The following is a 15955-nucleotide window of genomic DNA, read 5'->3' as shown; positions in this document are numbered from 1 at the left end:
TCATCACTCGGGCCTTTGACCTACGGACAAGTCTGGCCAGCCGGACGAGGTTTGCATGAGACGACAGCCGGAAGCTCTGTATTAGGCTGACCCGGCAGTACTCCGACTCACCTTGATCGATTGGACGAAAGCACATGAATCAACTCATTCATACAGACTGCCACCCCTTTACCGCAGCCGGCAACATGAAGCAGATTTCTGCGTTTTATGAGGAAGGACGTCGTGTCATGTGGATGATGCTCCGGGCGCAGCCGCGGCCTTGCTTTAACCACGAACTTATCGACGAAATCATGACCTTGGCGCGCGCCGCCAAGGATTCGGGCCTGCCCATCGACTTCTGGGTCACGGGCTCGCTGGTGCCGCAGATCTACAACGTGGGCGGAGACCTGAACTTCTTCGCCGAAGCCATCCGGACGGGCAAGCGCGAAGCGCTGCGCGCCTATGCGCGGGCTTGCGTGGACTGCGTGCATGCCGCTTCGCGCGGTTTCGACACCGGCGCAATCTCGCTGGCCATGATCGAAGGCACGGCGCTGGGCGGCGGCTTTGAAGCCGCCCTGGCCCACCACTTCGTGCTGGCGCAGAACAATGCCCGCATGGGCTTCCCGGAAATGGCGTTCAACCTGTTCCCGGGCATGGGCGGCTATTCGCTGGTGGCGCGCCGGTCGGGCATGCAATTGGCCGAAGAGCTGATCAGCTCCGGCGAATCGCACACGGCCGAATGGTTCCACGGCAAGGGCCTGGTCGACAAACTGTTCGAACCGGGCGAGGCGTACCGCGCCACGCGCACTTTCATCGACGTCATGCGGCCCAAGCTCAACGGCATGCGGGCCATGCTGCGGGCGCGCCAGCGCGTGCTGAACCTGTCACGCTCCGAATTGATGGACATTACCGAAGACTGGGTCGAAGCCGCGTTCTCGATCGATCCGAAGGACCGCGCCTATATGGAACGCCTGGTGCTGGCGCAGAACCGCCGCAGCGCTTCCAGCACGGACGCCGTGCAGGAGGCGACGATGCATTGATACCGCCGCCGATAGCACGGCATTGAATTGCCGCTACTGGCATAACGGGGCTGGCGTCCGGCGTCCGGCCCCGTCGATCGCAACGCGCAGACATCACGCGATCAAATCAGGCGATGTGCGTCAAGCAATAAACGTCATGCGATTAGATGCAGCCGGCGCCGATGCGCCAGCCACGCCGACAGTTCGGCGGCGGGCATGGGCTTGGCGTACAGATAGCCCTGCTTGGCGTCCACGCCCAGGGTATCGAGGAACGTGGTTTCCTCAACCGTCTCAACCCCTTCGGCAATGACCTTCAATTCCAGCGTGCGCGCCACCGCCACGATGGCCCGCGCCAACGCTTGCGACACCGGATTTTCATTCACGCCGCGCACAAAGCTCGCGTCCAGCTTGATGGCGTCCAACGGAATGCGCGCCAGCTGCGACAGCGACGAATACCCCGTGCCGAAATCGTCCAGGTGCACGCGCGCGCCCAATTGGCGGAATTGCTTGATCAGGTCGATGGCGGCGCCCTCGTCTTCGATCAGGCAGCTTTCCGTGAGCTCGATGTCGAGCATGCACGGGCCCATCCCCGCGTCGTTGATGGCGCGCATGAAGTCGCTGACCACGCCCTTGTCGTCCAGCTGCCGCGCCGACATGTTGATGGCGATACGGATGTTCAGGCCGTCGCGCTTCCATGCGGCCGCCTGCCTTGCAGCTTCGCGCATGACCCACACGCCCAAGGGCGAGATCAGCCCCGATTCTTCGGCATAGGGAATGAAGACACTGGGGCAGACCATGCCGCGCTCGGGCGAGCGCCAGCGCAGCAAGGCTTCCACGCTATCGACTTCGCCCGTGCGCCCTGCCAGCTTGGGCTGGTAGTACAGCATCAGGTGGTTTTCGGCCAAGGCCTTGCGCAGGTTGGTGTCCAGCCACACGTAGTCGGCGTTGCGGCGGTCCATCTCGGGCTGGAACACGCGGTAAGTGTGGCGCCCGGCTTCCTTGGCCACGTACATGGCGATGTCGGCGCTGCGCACCACGCTGTCCAGATCCGCGCCGTGGTCGGGGTACATGGCGATACCGATCGAACAACTGGTGTAGACCTCGATCAGCCCCTGGCGGAACGGCTCGCGCAGGCGTTCGATGATGCGTTCGGCCGTGGCTTCCAGTTCCCAGGCTTGCGCTTTTTCCTGCAAGACGATGAACTCGTCGCCGCCCAGCCGGGCCAGCGTCTGCCCTTCTGCCAGGCAAGTCGAAATGGCCACCGACACGGCTTTGAGCAGGCGGTCGCCAAAGCCGTGGCCGTAGTGGTCGTTGATGCGTTTGAAGTTGTCCAGGTCCAGGAACAACACGCCGCCATGCCCGTCTTTGCCCACCGCCAGCGCCTCTTTCAACCGCGCCGTGATGGCGTGGCGATTGGGCAGATTGGTCAGCATGTCGGTGTTGGCCAGCACGCGCAGGCGTTCCTGCGCGGCGCGTTCTTCGGTGATGTCGGTGCCCGAGCAGATCAGGTAGACGCGCTTTTCGCCGCTGCCGCTGGTGACGAACTTATTGCGGAACAGGAACAGGCGCGGACCCTTGACCGTGTTGATCAGGCGTTCCACTTCATAGGACTGCCCGCGCTTGTAGAACTCGGCGATATTGCGGCGCGAGGCCATGGCCTCTTCGCGCGTCATGAACATCTCGAACACGCTGCGTCCGACGATGTCTTGTTCGCGCTTGCCGGTGTATTCCTCGCTGAGCTTGTTAAAGCGCTGCACACGGCCGTTCTGGTCCACGATGACGATCACCGAGTTGGCTTCGGACACCACGGTTTCGGCAAACGACAAGCCTTCGACCAGGTCCTTGGCAACCGATTCGGTATCGGAATGCGCCGATGCGGTGCCGGCCCATTCATTCGGGTTGATCTTGCGGCCCACCAGATGGAGCCTGAGCAGATCGCCGTACAACGCAATATCGATGCGCACGCTGGACGTAATGCCCGTCAGCGCGCGGATGATGTCCGCCTGATCCGGGCGCAATCCCATCGCGACATTCGTTGCGCCCTTGATGGCAGCCAGTTCTATGGCATCGCTATCGGCCGCCAGCCTCCAATAAGGGCTATGCGTACCGAAATGCGTGTACAGGATCGACTTTTCGTCCTGATTCTCAGTCATCGTGGTATCCCCCCACTGTCCAAGGCCTGGACCGAAAAGTACATTACGGCCTAGTCCGAATGGGGTCAATACCCGCTTAAGGGGCGTCAAACGCTGTATTACGGATTATTGCATCGGCGTTGTGGTGCGCCGCGTAATACTCTTGCCATTCCCGACCATTTAATGCGTCTGCGAACCGGCGTTTGAAGTGCTTGTTGCGTCAAGCATCTACGCAACGCACAAAAAATATCGCCAGAGATTCCTTGGGAAATCTCTGGCGTGTGGCGTAAATGGCGCAAATTTGCGAGGACTCGGGCGAATAATCAGCGCCCGGAGCCGTTTGCAGCGCGAGCAGGCGGTCAGTCGCCCTTCACGCCGGCTTCATCAATCACCTTCGTCCAGCGAGCCAGTTCTGCCGACACGCGGGCGCTGGCGTCGGCCGGCGTCGTCCACGTGGCGATGGCGCCCTGGTTCAACAGCGATGCCTGCACTTGCGGCTTGGCCAGAATCTTCTTCAGCTCGCCGTTCAGGCGGTCGATCACCGGCGCCGGGGTATTGGCGGGCGCGACGATGCCGAACATGGAGCTGACTTCGAAGTCCTTCAAACCGGCTTCGGCGGCAGTGGGCACATCCGGCAGCGCATCCACGCGTTGGGGCGAGGTCACCGCCAGCGCGCGCAGCTTGCCGGCCTTGATGTTGCCCTGCGCGGCAGGCACGGTTTCGATCATGCTGAGCACCTGGCCGCCCATCAGGTCGGTCATGGCCGGGCCGCTGCCCTTATACGGCACGTGCAGGATGTCGACGCCTGCGGTGCGCTTGAACATTTCACCCGCCAGATGCTGCGGCGAACCGTTGCCGGCCGACGCCATCGTGATGTAGCCCGGCTTGGACTTGGCCAGCGCAATGAATTCCGACAGCGTCTTGGCCTGCACCGACGGGTTCACGACGAACACCAGCGGCACCGTGCCAACGATGGACACCGGCGCGAAGCTCTTTTCCACGTCATACGTCACGCGGCCACGGTACAGCGCGGCATTGATGGAGTGGCTGGTCAGCGCGCCCATCAGCAAGGTGTAGCCGTCCGGCTGCGCCTTGGCGACCTGGTCGGCGCCGATATTGCCCGCCGCGCCTGCGCGGTTTTCCACGATCACCGACTGGCCCAGCGCGCCCGTCAGCTCTTGCGCCAGTACGCGGCCGATCACGTCAGTGGCGCCCCCGGGCGGGTACGGCACGATCAGGCGGATGGGTTTGTCGGGGTAGGCATCGGCGGACATCGCCGGGGCGGACACACCGGCACAGATGGCCAGCAGGGAAAGCAGGACGGCACGGCGCGGCCGCAGACGCAGGTCTGACATAGGGGTCTCTCCAGCCGGGATGAGTATTGGAATAGGACGGACGCCCGGCTCGTCAACCGCGCCAGTGTAGGAGTGCAAACTTGATAGAAGAATCAGAATTTTTCTATCGACTGATCTGATAAATAGATCAATATATCGGGGCGCACAAACCGCTTGCGGTCGCTTTCAAAGGCTGGATATGATCTTGCACCTGGATTATCAATAATATTATCGGGACTGAAAATGACGGACGAGACCAAGGGCGACAAGCCCGCGATGGGCCCTTTTGACAGCGACAGCGCCACCGCCCACGGCGTCGCCCGCGGGCTGACGAACTACGGCGACAAGGGTTTCTCGCTGTTTTTGCGCAAGGCGTTCATCAAGGGCGCCGGCTTGTCCGACGACGCGCTGGCTCGTCCCATCATCGGTATCGTCAACACCGGCAGCAGCTACAACCCCTGCCACGGCAACGCGCCGCAACTGATCGAAGCGGTCAAGCGCGGCGTCATGCTGGCGGGCGGCCTGCCGATGGACTTCCCGACCATCTCGGTGCACGAAAGCTTCTCGCAGCCCACCAGCATGTACCTGCGCAACCTCATGTCCATGGACACCGAGGAAATGATTCGCGCCCAGCCCATGGATGCGGTCGTGCTGATCGGCGGCTGTGACAAGACGGTGCCGGCGCAACTGATGGGCGCGGCATCGGCCGGCGTGCCGGCCATTCAACTGGTTACCGGTTCGATGCTGACGGGTTCGCATCGCGGCGAACGCGTGGGCGCCTGCACCGACTGCCGCCGCTACTGGGGCCGCTACCGCGCCGACGAGATCGACGCGCCGGAAATTGCCGACGTCAACAATCAGCTGGTCGCCAGCGTGGGCACCTGTTCCGTGATGGGCACGGCCAGCACCATGGCCTGCATCACCGAAGCGCTGGGCATGATGGTGGCGGGCGGCGCGTCGGCCCCGGCCGTCACCGCCGACCGCGTGCGCGTGGCCGAACGCACCGGCGCCACGGCGGTTGCCATGGCCGCGTCGCGCCTGACGCCCGACCAGATCATCAACGGCAAGTCCATCGAAAACGCCTTGCGCGTGCTGCTGTCCATTGGCGGGTCCACCAACGGCATCGTCCACCTGACCGCCATCGCCGGCCGTCTGGGTATCGACATCGACCTGGCGGGCCTGGACCGCATCAGCCGCGAAACCCCCGTGCTGGTCGACCTGAAGCCGTCGGGCCAGCACTATATGGAAGACTTCCACGACGCCGGCGGCATGCTCGCGCTGCTGCGCGAACTGCGCCCCTACCTGCACCTGGACGTGATGACCGTGTCCGGCCGCACGCTGGGCGAAGAACTGGACGCCGCGCCCGCCCCCTTTAAGCAGGACGTGATCCGCACGGCCGCGTCGCCGATCTACCCCGTGGGCGGCCTGGCCGTGCTGCGCGGCAACCTGGCCCCGGGCGGCGCCATCATCAAGCAATCGGCCGCCAACCCCAAGCTGATGGAACACGAAGGCCGCGCCGTGGTGTTCGAAGACGCCGAAGACATGGCGCGCCGCATCGATGACGACGCGCTGGACGTGACCGCCGACGACATCCTGGTGCTCAAGCGCATTGGCCCGACCGGCGCGCCGGGTATGCCCGAAGCAGGCTACATGCCGATCCCCAAGAAGCTGGCGCGCGCGGGCGTGAAAGACATGGTGCGCATTTCCGACGGACGTATGAGCGGCACGGCGGCCGGCACCATCGTGCTGCACGTCACGCCCGAGTCCGCCATTGGCGGCCCGCTGGCTTACGTGCAAAATGGCGACCGCATCCGCCTGTCGGTGGCGCAACGTGAAATTGCCCTGCTGGTGGACGATGCCGAACTCGCGCGCCGCGCGGCGGAAAAGCCCATCACCCGCCCCACCGCCGACCGCGGCTACCGCAAGCTGTTCCTGCAAACCGTGACGCAAGCCGACCAGGGCGTTGATTTCGACTTCCTGCGCGCCGGCGTTACGCACGACACCGTGCCCAAGAAGTAAGCCCCACGCTGTCAACCCCCACGCCACAGGCCCCCGCAACCCCACCGCCGCCATGAACGCCATCACGCCCGACGCCCTGCAAGCAGAGGCCCCCGACGCCACGCAATCCGCGGTGGCCGCCCTGGAAGAAGACATCGTCTTCGGCCGGCTGCACCCGCGCGAACGCCTGACCGAGGACGAGCTGATGGCGCGCTTTTCCATGAAGCGCCATGCCGTGCGGCAAGTGCTGAGCGAGCTAGAACTCTTGGGCGTGGTCGAGAAAAAGCGCAACATCGGCGCCGTCGTGCGGACGTTCTCCGCGCGCGAAGTCATGGAGTTGTACGCGCTGCGCGAAGTGCTGGAAGTGCACGCCGCCAGCCAGATGCCGCTACCCGTGCCCGAAGCCCGGCTGGCGGCGCTGGTGGCGGTGCAGCGCGAACACGACGCCGCAGTCACCGACGGCGACGCGCGCCGCGTGTTCCGCAGCAACCAGCGCTTTCACCGCGAATTCTTCGGCCTGCTCGACAATGCCGTGCTGGGCCAGGCCATCGAAGAATACGCCCGCCGCACCCACCCGATCCGCTTCGGTACGCTGGTTGCCGCTGGCTACAGAGAACGCGCCAGACAAGAACACTGGGCCATGATCCAGGCGCTGCGCGACGGCGACCGAAATGCGCTGATGACCATCTGCCGGGACCATCTGCTGCCGTCGAGAGACGCGTATCTGGCGTCGGAGCAGATGCGGTTGCGGGCGTGATGCTTGAGGCCAACGGCGCCAATGCGGCTCAAGCGCCCGGTTCGGCCAGACGTGAACGCTGTTGAACAAACGGGTTGATCAGCGTCAGCCGATCGTCAATCGACATCGCAGTTTGCATGTCTTCGGTGTAAAGAATTTCGCTGTCCGCCGCCAGCGCCGACGCCACGATGCACGCATCATATAAAGACAATTGATAGCGTTCGGCCAATTGCCGAGCCTTGTCGTGCGTCTCTACCGTCAGTGGCGCGACACGGCAGAACACCCTGACCATCGCCAGAAATTCGTCGATCTCGCCCCAGCCCATTTTCAACTTGCGCGCGCAGACGTTGGCGACTTCATTCAACACCTGCACGCTGATGACGGGTTTGCTTCTGAGTAGAACCTCGGCGACGTTGGCCTTGGCCAAATCCGCGCTCAAGAGATAGACCACGATATTGCTATCGAGAAACACGCGCGCGTTAGCCATCACGGCGGTTCGCCTTATCTCGGTTAAAGACAAAGTCCGCGGGCAACCTGCCACGAAATTCGCGTAGCTTGGCCAGCACGCCCTCTTCGCCCGCCGTCTTGCGCACTTCGAAGCGACGGTCACCCTGCACGTGAATCTCGATATCGTCGCCTTCTTGCAGATCCAACGCCTCCACCACGCTGGCCGGAAGACGCACGGCCAGACTGTTACCCCATTTGGCGACTCGCATCGTAAGCCCTCCTTGGATATACATATAAAAAGTATATCCATGATAGTCGAGAGCGAAGCAGAGAAGCCATCCCCTGACTTTCATAGTCGTCCTATAGCCCCTTTCTGAAATGTGGCCGACCATTGCGGGACCCATTGCACGTCCCTTTTACCCATACCGTCAAAGAAACGGTCAGGCTTGGAATAAGAAATGAAGAAGCTTTCCGCAGTTGCAGTCGTTGCAGCAATGGCACTTTGTGGTTGCGCAGTCAAACAGCCCAGCCCGAGATACCAGTTAGATAAGCAAGCCAATCGGACGGCGATCCAGTCCGGCAAGCAGGTCGAGATTTTCTACCACGCTGACGAATACGTCGTGGTGGATTTAGGCGGTTCCAAGTCGCTCAGCCTGCTGGGCTTGCTGGGGCCGATCGGTTTATTGGCCGGCCTTGGCGCCGACGCCGCGCACAAGTTGGATGTCAAGTCACGCACCGAACGGCGCTCGGAAGAATTCTCCGCACTGATTACCGACAATCTGCCCGGCGAGAGCATCAACGAAAGGTTCGCCCGGCAGATTGGGGATTTGCTTGAAAAGGACGGCCGCCAGGTGAAGGTGACGCAGGTGACTCGGCCCAGCGGCAGCGGCGAACTGGCGCAAAGCACGTCCAATGATCTGGTGGCCTCGGATGGCTACATGCAGTTGATGTTGCGCGTCAGCACGGGCTATGGGGCCACGTCGGCCACCGACTCGTACAAGCCCGTGACGATCATCGAGTACGCGCTGAAGGACTCGGAAGGCACCCCGCTGATGTCGCGCGCGTTTACGCGGTTCTACGGCGAGTCGGACAAGACCTACATGACGTACGCGGGGCTACTGGGCGACTACAAGGCCGCGCGGGACGAGCTGGGCGCCAGGCTCACTTATTGGAGCGAGCCGGTTTACACCGAGATATTCCGCTTTGCCGAGCCGGTTGCAGCCGAGTAGGCGGAGGCGGCGTCCGTATTGCTGCTGACGTCCGGGTGCGCGCTCATCATGGGGTCGCCGGGCTCCAAGTCCCCGACTTTCATAGTCCTCCTATAGCCCCTTGCCGGAATGTGGCCGACCATATCGGCACCAAATTTCGGGGGGCATCGTGACCGGACAGCGCGACCTGCACTTCAGTTTCAGCATCGTCGGCGGCATGGTGTTCGAGGTCGTCGAGTTCACGCTGGAGGAAGCGTTTTCCGAGCCTTTCATCCTGAATCTTGAGCTGGCCAGCGACGATTCAAATACCTCTTCCGCTTCACCCGCCTAGAATCCTTCACCTCTCGCCACCTCCTCATCCGCTTCAATCGCATCACCCGCCAGGTCTATCTCCATCGCCCGCCCAGTTGCGGCGGCATTGCGGTATTGCCTTGGGACGACATCCATCACGATGAAGTCCCGGGTGTGAATCTCATCGTCGGTTGGTATACGCCCTACTCTCCGCTGCCTTTCCCCAACATGGTTTTTGTCGGCAAGAAAAGCGTCAGCGAAGCCGAGATGAAAGCTGAATGGGAATACATCCGCCGCTACATGGACGAAGGTGGCCTAGACGCCGTTGACCCGCCGCGTATCAGCTCGCACCTGCCTTTGCCCTGGCCCGCGTTCGCCGCACAGTTCGAGGCGCTAGGCCCGTACTTGCGGCACAGCGGCCCGATTACCTGGTTCGGGATGCTGCTGATCTCGCCTGCGCTGGTGGTGTTGGGCCTGGCGCATTGGGCGTCACTGTTGCTGTGCTGGCGGCCGCGTTGGCCGAAGATCATTCAGGAAGCGGGCCTGCCGGGCAAACCAATTCCGCCGCTGACGACCATCGACGACTATCCGCCGAAGGTACGAGCGGCGCTGCTGGAGAACGTGCACCGCTGGGTCGTCAAGCCGGGTTCGCCGCCGCCGCGTCCCAAGCGATTCTCGTTAAAAGGGCGCTGGCAGAATCGCGACCGTTGACCGCCTACCGCACCTGCGCCGCCAGATACTCCCGCAGCGTTTGCACCAGCGCTGCCGCGGCGGGCGACAGGCTGCGGTTGCGTGACGTGACCAAGCCGATCGACCGTTCCGCCACCGGCCCGATCAGCGGGCGCTGAACAATGGCGGTTTGCGACACTGCGCCCGCGGCAATCTCAGGTAGCGCCGCCACGCCGAAACCGCATTCAACCATCGCAACAATGGTGGTCAGGTGTTCGGCTTCAAACGCGGGCGTGAAGCGGATGCGGTTTTGCAGGAAGGCCCACTCTGTGTACTGCCGCACGCTGCTGGGCTGCACCATCGATACGTGCGCGGCGGTAGCGGTGTCGGCCCAGCGCAGCGGTCCACGCGTTTTCGCCAGGGCGTGCGACTCGGGGATCAGCAGCAGAAAGCTGTCGGACATCAGCGGCACGTAGTGCAGGTCGGCGTGTTGGGGGTCGGCGGCGGTGAGCGCGAAGTCGACCTCGCCTGCGCGCACCAGGTCGAACGCGGGGCCAGACAAGGTATCGCGCACTTTCAGGGCGACGTTGGGATGGTCCTGCCGATAGGCCATCAGCACGCGCGGCAGCAGTCGCGCGGCCAGCGACGGCAACGCGGCGACCGACACCTGGCCCTGCTCGGCGCTGGTGACGCCGCTGACGGCGGCAATGGCGTCGCGGAAGGCCACCTGCAAGGTCGCGGCCTGCTGCATGAAGACCTCGCCCGCCGCCGTCAGCCGCACGGTGCGCGTGGTGCGGTCAAACAGGCGCACGCCCAGCGCCTCTTCAATGCGTTGAATCTGCGTGGACAGCGCCGATTGCGACAAATGCAGCTGCGCGGCCGCCTGGCGGAAGTTGAGCGTGCGGCCGAGCACCAGGGTGGTGTCGATATCGCGCATCGAAAGATTGATCTGCATGGTTTGCCGCCCCGCCCTATTGATCTGATTTGGCGATCATTCTATCCAAAAAATCTGATTCATCAATCAAAGCGGGTTCTCTACACTCGCCCCCAATGATGATCCAGACATAGGAGCAAACCATGCAGACGGACGCAAAAGCGCTGCCCAATCCGGGCGCGGCGCATGCAGTGGTGGTGGGCGGCGGCACGATGGGCGCTGACGTGGCGGTGGTGTTGACCCGCGCGGCCTGCCGTACGACCGTGATCGAATCGAACACCGAGCGCGCGGCGGGCCTGCCCGCCCGCGTGGCCGAAAACCTGAAGACGATAGGCCGCGAAGCCAATGCCTCGCTGCTGGCCACCGCGCCCAGCCTGGACGAGGTGGATTGGTCCACGGTTGACCTCGTCATCGAGTGCATTCCCGAACGGTTGGACATCAAGCAGGCGCTGTTTGCGGATTTGGTGCGCCGCGCGCGGCCGGACGCGATCCTGGCCAGCAACAGTTCCAGCTTCCCGATCAGCGCCATCGGCCAGGGCCTGGAGACGCGCGGCCGCATGTTGGGCCTGCACTTCTTCATGCCGGCGCACCTGGTGCCACTGGTGGAAGTGGTGCTGGGTGAGGCCAGCGACAACGCGTGCGCAGATTCACTGATCGCCTTCATGCGCCGTTGCGGCAGCGTGCCGGTGAAGGTCAAGCAGGACCTGCCGGGCTTTCTGGCCAACCGCTTGCAGCACGCGCTGTCGCGCGAAGCGTTCGACCTGATCGACCGCGGTATCGCGTCGCCGGAAGACGTGGACGCCGCCGTGCGCTTTGGCTTCGGCTTCCGCTTTCTGGCCGCCGGCCCCGTCATGCAGCGCGACCACGCGGGCATTGATGTGCACGCCGCCGCGGGCGCCACCATGTATCCCACCTTCTGCAACGCGGACCACCCCGCGCGCTGCCTCACCGAGCGCGCCGCTGATGGCCGCTATGGCATGAAGGCGGGCGAAGGCTTCTACACCTGGACGCCCGAGACCATCGCCGCCGAGCGCGCGCGCTATGACCGCCTGCTGCGCGCCGGCCTGGACCTGATCAACCCCGAGCTGCCGGAGATTCAACCTTGAACGCCCCCGCCCTGCCGCGCGCCGCGCTGGCCGATTCCCCCGTCATCATCACCGTGGCGCCCAACGGCGCCTACAAGAAGGCCGCCGACCACCCCGCCGTGCCGTTGACGGCCGACGACCTGGCGCGTGAAGCGCGCGCCTGCCTGGACGCGGGCGCCGGCATGATGCACATGCACGTGCGCAAGCCCGACGGCAGCCATCTGCTGGATGCGCAGGCGTACCGCGACGCGCTGGCGGCCGTGGAACGCGCCGTGGGCCGCGAGCTGCTGGTGCAGGTCACGAGCGAAGCCGCGGGCGTCTACAAGGCCGCGGAACAAATCGCGCTGGTGCGTGAACTGCAACCCGAAGCCGTGTCGATCGGCCTGCGTGAAATTGCCGTGCCGGATATTCCCGAAGCGGAACTGGCGGCGTTCCTGGCCTGGATTGCCGAGCGCCGCATCATGACGCAGATCATTCTGTATGACGAAGGCGATGTGCGGCGCTGGCTGTCGCTGCGCGCGCGCGGGCTGGTGCCGCCCGGCGCGTGGTCAGTGCTGTTCGTGCTGGGCCGGTACAGCGTGGGCCAGACCTCATCCGCGTATGACTTGCTGCCCTTTCTGGCTGCCTACGATCATTCGCTGCCGTGGGCGATCTGCGCTTTCGGGCCCGAGGAAAACGCCTGCGTCACGACGGCGGCGGCGTTCGGGGGCCACATGCGCGTGGGCTTCGAAAATAATCTGAAGCTGCGCGACGGCGGCATTGCTCCGGGCAATGCCGACCTGGTGCGCCAAGCCGCCGAAGGCGCCCGCGCGCTGGGCCGGACCTTGGCCACGGCAGAAGATGCGCGCCGCATCTACGGCGCAATCGGCTGATCCAGCGAAGCGCTCGCCCTTCCAGTAGGAAGCCCTCACCCTTCCTACTGGAAGCCGTCACCCTTCTTCTGATTAGCAACGCGAATCAGTACGGCTGCCTGACGCTTGCCCCGGACACCCGTCCGGGCAAGCGTCAGGCACCTGCCTATACAGCGCCAATTCATGATTGTTTCGCCGTGATGCAACATTGACGGCATGTAAAAGCACTGCTAAAAACTTCGACATCCGCACGTTCAATGCAATACCCCAACTATCAAAGTGAGGTGGTGTGTGCAAAACGAGTCTGATGGCTATACCAAGCCGCAGGAGCTGCGAAGCTTTCTGTTCCTGACGGCAGTCATGGCCCCCGTCCTTACGGTCATCATCGTGGCGGGATACGGTTTCATCGTCTGGTTCTACCAGCTGCTTGCCGGCCCTCCGGGCAGCTGAACAGACGCGACGGAACCCTCCATGTCCGCGCTTCCCCCCCTTGCGCCCGCTGCGGCGCCCGAGCTGCACATCGCGAGCCTGGTGGTGCACGCCCTGCCCCAACGACTGCCCGAGGTCCGCGCCGCGATATTGGCGATTGCGGGATCGGAAATCCATGGCGCGTCCGACACCGGCAAGCTGGTCGTCACGCTGGAAGCGCCCTCCACCGACGACATGATGGCGCGGATCTCCGAGATCCAGCGCCTGGATGGCGTGCTGGCTTCGGCGCTGGTCTACCAGCACGCCGACACGCTCGCCGCGATGAACGAGGAGATTGGCGATGTCCATGGCTCGTAGAGACTTCATCAAGCAATCCGCAGCGGCTGCCGCCGCCACCGTAGCCGGCATTCCCATCGTGGGCTACACGCAGAACATCGTGACCGAATCCGAGGCCGCCAAACTGAAATGGTCGAAGGCGCCCTGTCGATTCTGCGGGACCGGCTGCGGCGTGAACGTCGCGGTGAAAGACAACCAGGTCGTGGCCACGCATGGCGATTTCAACGCCGAGGTCAACAAGGGCCTGAACTGCGTCAAGGGCTATTTCCTGTCGAAGATCATGTACGGCAACGACCGGTTGACGACCCCGTTGTTGCGGATGAAAGACGGCAAGTACGCCAAGGACGGCGAGTTCGCGCCGGTGTCCTGGGACCAGGCCTTTGACGTGATGGCCGAACAGTTCAAGCGGGTGTTGAAGGACAAAGGGCCGACTGCGGTGGGCATGTTCGGTTCAGGGCAATGGACCGTATGGGAAGGCTACGCCGCACTCAAGCTGATGAAGGCGGGCTTCCGGTCAAACAACCTGGACCCGAACGCGCGGCACTGTATGGCGTCGGCCGCCGTGGGCTTCATGCGCACCTTCGGCGCCGACGAACCCATGGGCTGTTATGACGACATCGAGAACGCCGACGCCTTCGTGCTGTGGGGTTCGAACATGGCCGAGATGCACCCCATTCTGTGGACGCGCGTCACCGACCGGCGTTTGTCTGCGCCCAAGACCAAGGTGGCGGTGCTGTCCACCTTCGAGCACCGCTCGTACGAACTGGCCGACCTGACGCTGACGTTCACGCCGCAAACGGACCTGGCCATTCTGAACTACATCGCCAACTACATCATCCAGACCAAGCGCGTGAACCGCGACTTCGTGGACAAGCACACGGTGTTTCACGAAGGCAATACCGACATCGGCTATGGCTTGCGGCCCGACCACCCCTTGCAAAAGGCCGCCAAGAACGCCGACAAGGCCGGCGGCTCCAAGCCCATCACCTATGACGACTTTGCGAAGTTCGTCTCAAAGTACGACCTGGAATACACGTCCAAACTGACCGGCGTGCCGCAAAAGCAATTGCAGGATCTGGCTGAGCTTTACGCCGACCCGAAAATCCGCGTGACGTCATTCTGGACAATGGGTTTCAACCAGCACACGCGCGGAGTGTGGGCCAACAACATGGTCTACAACATCCACCTGCTGACGGGCAAAATCTCCACGCCGGGCAACAGCCCGTTCTCGTTGACGGGGCAGCCTTCGGCCTGTGGCACCGCGCGCGAAGTGGGCACGTTCTCGCATCGCCTGCCCGCCGACCTGGTGGTCACCAACCCCAAGCACCGCGCGCATGCCGAAGCATTGTGGCAACTGCCCGACGGCACCATCCCCGACAAGGTGGGCGCGCACGCCGTGCTGCAAAACCGCATGCTGAAAGACGGGCAGATCAACGCCTACTGGGTGATGGTCAACAACAATATGCAGGCCGCCGCCAACCTGATGAATGAAGGTTTGCCCGGCTACCGCAACCCCGACAACTTCATCGTTGTGTCGGACGCCTACCCCACCGTCACCACCATTTCCGCCGACCTGATCCTGCCCGCCGCGATGTGGGTGGAAAAGGAAGGCGCCTATGGCAACGCAGAACGGCGCACGCAGTTCTGGCATCAGCTGGTGAATGCGCCGGGCGATGCGCGCTCTGATTTGTGGCAGCTGATGGAGTTTTCCAAGCGCTTCAAGGTGGAAGAAGTGTGGCCGGCGGACTTGTTGGCGAAAAAGCCCGAGTACCGCGGCAAGACGCTGTTCGACGTGCTGTTCGCCAATGGCAAGGTCAACAAATTCCCCAACAGCGAATTGAACGCCGACTACGAAAACCAGGAAGCGAAGGCGTTCGGTTTCTATGCGCAGAAAGGGCTGTTCGAGGAGTACGCGGAATTCGGCCGCGGCCACGGCCACGACCTGGCGCCGTTTGACACCTACCACGAAGCGCGCGGCCTGCGCTGGCCGGTCGTCAATGGCAAGGAAACGCTGTGGCGCTACCGCGAAGGCAGCGACCCTTACGTCAAAGCCGGCGCGGGCTTCGAGTTCTACGGCAACCCGGACGGCCGCGCCGTCATCTACGCCCTGCCCTACGAGCCGCCCCCGGAATCGCCAGACCAGGAATATCCGTTCTGGCTGTCCACCGGCCGCGTGCTGGAGCACTGGCATTCGGGTTCGATGACGCGGCGCGTGCCTGAGCTGTATCGCGCCTTTCCCAACGCGGTCTGTTTCATGCACCCCGACGATGCGCAGGCGATGGGCCTGCGCCGCGGCGTGGAAGTCGAGATCGTGTCGCGGCGCGGCAAGATGCGCACGCGGCTTGAGACGCGCGGGCGCAACAAGCCGCCGCGCGGCCTTGTCTTCGTGCCCTGGTTTGACGCCGGCCAGCTGATCAACAAGGTCACGCTGGACGCCACCGACCCGATCTCGTTCCAGACCGACTTCAAGAAGTGCGCGGTCAAGATCGTCAAGGTCTGAAGGCGCC

16 protein-coding genes are annotated in these 15955 nt (G+C 63.4%); 11 read left to right on the top strand and 5 right to left on the bottom strand.

Annotation, left to right across the window (positions count from 1 at the left end; genetic code table 11):
* The first annotated feature begins 134 nt into the window (after positions 1 to 134).
* Positions 135 to 1019 (top strand): crotonase/enoyl-CoA hydratase family protein, encoded by an 885-nt coding sequence (locus HV765_RS13175; RefSeq protein ID WP_054426253.1) that lies wholly within the window; start codon positions 135 to 137, stop codon positions 1017 to 1019.
* Positions 1020 to 1153: 134 nt separating this feature from the next.
* Here the strand turns inward: HV765_RS13175 and pdeR are convergent, their stop codons facing one another.
* Together pdeR and HV765_RS13165 are read right to left on the bottom strand one after the other, a co-directional pair.
* Entirely contained in the window at positions 1154 to 3151 is a 1998-nt protein-coding gene (gene pdeR / locus HV765_RS13170; RefSeq protein WP_054426255.1) for a cyclic di-GMP phosphodiesterase, read from the bottom strand.
* Between the two features lie 338 nt (positions 3152 to 3489).
* Positions 3490 to 4485, bottom strand: a complete 996-nt coding sequence (locus tag HV765_RS13165; protein ID WP_054426258.1) for a Bug family tripartite tricarboxylate transporter substrate binding protein — start codon at positions 4483 to 4485, stop codon at positions 3490 to 3492.
* A gap of 222 nt (positions 4486 to 4707) precedes the next feature.
* Between HV765_RS13165 and HV765_RS13160 the strand changes: the two genes are divergently transcribed.
* Both HV765_RS13160 and HV765_RS13155 read left to right on the top strand, forming a co-directional pair.
* Positions 4708 to 6483 (top strand): IlvD/Edd family dehydratase, encoded by a 1776-nt coding sequence (locus tag HV765_RS13160; RefSeq protein WP_175169931.1) that lies wholly within the window; start codon positions 4708 to 4710, stop codon positions 6481 to 6483.
* A 52-nt stretch (positions 6484 to 6535) separates the two neighbouring features.
* A complete protein-coding gene (locus tag HV765_RS13155) occupies positions 6536 to 7219 on the top strand; it encodes a GntR family transcriptional regulator (protein WP_054426262.1) in 684 nt (227 codons plus the stop codon).
* Positions 7220 to 7247: 28 nt separating this feature from the next.
* On the opposite strand, the gene HV765_RS13150 is transcribed toward HV765_RS13155, so the two are convergent.
* Together HV765_RS13150 and HV765_RS13145 are read right to left on the bottom strand one after the other, a co-directional pair.
* Positions 7248 to 7685 (bottom strand): PIN domain-containing protein, encoded by a 438-nt coding sequence (locus HV765_RS13150; RefSeq protein ID WP_175170023.1) that lies wholly within the window; start codon positions 7683 to 7685, stop codon positions 7248 to 7250.
* Positions 7678 to 7914 (bottom strand): AbrB/MazE/SpoVT family DNA-binding domain-containing protein, encoded by a 237-nt coding sequence (locus tag HV765_RS13145; protein ID WP_175169930.1) that lies wholly within the window; start codon positions 7912 to 7914, stop codon positions 7678 to 7680. Before HV765_RS13145 ends, HV765_RS13150 begins: the two co-directional genes overlap by 8 nt.
* 189 nt (positions 7915 to 8103) lie before the next feature.
* Here HV765_RS13145 and HV765_RS13140 point away from each other — a divergent pair, with 189 nt between their 5' ends.
* From HV765_RS13140 to HV765_RS13130, 3 genes are all read left to right on the top strand, one after another.
* Positions 8104 to 8874 (top strand): hypothetical protein, encoded by a 771-nt coding sequence (locus tag HV765_RS13140; RefSeq protein WP_175169929.1) that lies wholly within the window; start codon positions 8104 to 8106, stop codon positions 8872 to 8874.
* Between the two features lie 148 nt (positions 8875 to 9022).
* Positions 9023 to 9184, top strand: coding sequence for a hypothetical protein (locus HV765_RS13135; protein WP_175169928.1), 162 nt, complete (start codon positions 9023 to 9025; stop codon positions 9182 to 9184).
* Between the two features lie 134 nt (positions 9185 to 9318).
* On the top strand, positions 9319 to 9855 hold the full coding sequence (locus tag HV765_RS13130; RefSeq protein WP_175169927.1) for a hypothetical protein: 537 nt from the start codon (positions 9319 to 9321) through the stop codon (positions 9853 to 9855).
* Between the two features lie 4 nt (positions 9856 to 9859).
* Here HV765_RS13130 and HV765_RS13125 read toward each other — a convergent pair whose 3' ends face one another.
* Complete coding sequence (locus tag HV765_RS13125) at positions 9860 to 10768, bottom strand: LysR family transcriptional regulator (RefSeq protein ID WP_054426269.1); 909 nt, start codon at positions 10766 to 10768, stop codon at positions 9860 to 9862.
* A gap of 122 nt (positions 10769 to 10890) precedes the next feature.
* Here HV765_RS13125 and HV765_RS13120 point away from each other — a divergent pair, with 122 nt between their 5' ends.
* The 5 genes from HV765_RS13120 to napA all read left to right on the top strand — a co-directional run bounded on the left by HV765_RS13120 (position 10891) and on the right by napA (position 15948).
* Complete coding sequence (locus HV765_RS13120) at positions 10891 to 11853, top strand: 3-hydroxyacyl-CoA dehydrogenase family protein (protein ID WP_054426271.1); 963 nt, start codon at positions 10891 to 10893, stop codon at positions 11851 to 11853.
* Positions 11850 to 12704: a beta-keto acid cleavage family enzyme gene (locus tag HV765_RS13115; protein ID WP_175169926.1), complete on the top strand. Its 855-nt coding sequence runs from the start codon at positions 11850 to 11852 to the stop codon at positions 12702 to 12704. Before HV765_RS13120 ends, HV765_RS13115 begins: the two co-directional genes overlap by 4 nt.
* A gap of 270 nt (positions 12705 to 12974) precedes the next feature.
* Positions 12975 to 13133, top strand: a complete 159-nt coding sequence (napE, locus tag HV765_RS13110) for a periplasmic nitrate reductase, NapE protein (protein ID WP_054426275.1) — start codon at positions 12975 to 12977, stop codon at positions 13131 to 13133.
* A gap of 21 nt (positions 13134 to 13154) precedes the next feature.
* Positions 13155 to 13469, top strand: coding sequence for a chaperone NapD (locus tag HV765_RS13105; protein WP_054426277.1), 315 nt, complete (start codon positions 13155 to 13157; stop codon positions 13467 to 13469).
* Positions 13453 to 15948, top strand: coding sequence for a periplasmic nitrate reductase subunit alpha (napA, locus tag HV765_RS13100; RefSeq protein ID WP_054426279.1), 2496 nt, complete (start codon positions 13453 to 13455; stop codon positions 15946 to 15948). Before HV765_RS13105 ends, napA begins: the two co-directional genes overlap by 17 nt.
* Positions 15949 to 15955 lie beyond the last annotated feature (7 nt).

The sequence above is a fragment of the Achromobacter kerstersii genome (assembly GCF_902859595.1).
Taxonomy (GTDB): Bacteria; Pseudomonadota; Gammaproteobacteria; order Burkholderiales; family Burkholderiaceae_B; genus Achromobacter; species Achromobacter kerstersii.
The sequence above is the reverse complement of the archived record's forward strand: the minus strand, read 5'-3'. Positions and strand labels throughout refer to the sequence as shown.

Coding starts and splice junctions, on each gene's coding strand:
- HV765_RS13175 (WP_054426253.1), top strand. CDS start 135: ATGAATCAACTCATTCATACAGACTGCCACCCCTTTACCGCAGCCGGC.
- pdeR (WP_054426255.1), bottom strand. CDS start 3,151: ATGACTGAGAATCAGGACGAAAAGTCGATCCTGTACACGCATTTCGGT.
- HV765_RS13165 (WP_054426258.1), bottom strand. CDS start 4,485: ATGTCAGACCTGCGTCTGCGGCCGCGCCGTGCCGTCCTGCTTTCCCTG.
- HV765_RS13160 (WP_175169931.1), top strand. CDS start 4,708: ATGACGGACGAGACCAAGGGCGACAAGCCCGCGATGGGCCCTTTTGAC.
- HV765_RS13155 (WP_054426262.1), top strand. CDS start 6,536: ATGAACGCCATCACGCCCGACGCCCTGCAAGCAGAGGCCCCCGACGCC.
- HV765_RS13150 (WP_175170023.1), bottom strand. CDS start 7,685: ATGGCTAACGCGCGCGTGTTTCTCGATAGCAATATCGTGGTCTATCTC.
- HV765_RS13145 (WP_175169930.1), bottom strand. CDS start 7,914: ATGCGAGTCGCCAAATGGGGTAACAGTCTGGCCGTGCGTCTTCCGGCC.
- HV765_RS13140 (WP_175169929.1), top strand. CDS start 8,104: ATGAAGAAGCTTTCCGCAGTTGCAGTCGTTGCAGCAATGGCACTTTGT.
- HV765_RS13125 (WP_054426269.1), bottom strand. CDS start 10,768: ATGCAGATCAATCTTTCGATGCGCGATATCGACACCACCCTGGTGCTC.
- HV765_RS13120 (WP_054426271.1), top strand. CDS start 10,891: ATGCAGACGGACGCAAAAGCGCTGCCCAATCCGGGCGCGGCGCATGCA.
- HV765_RS13105 (WP_054426277.1), top strand. CDS start 13,155: ATGTCCGCGCTTCCCCCCCTTGCGCCCGCTGCGGCGCCCGAGCTGCAC.
- napA (WP_054426279.1), top strand. CDS start 13,453: ATGTCCATGGCTCGTAGAGACTTCATCAAGCAATCCGCAGCGGCTGCC.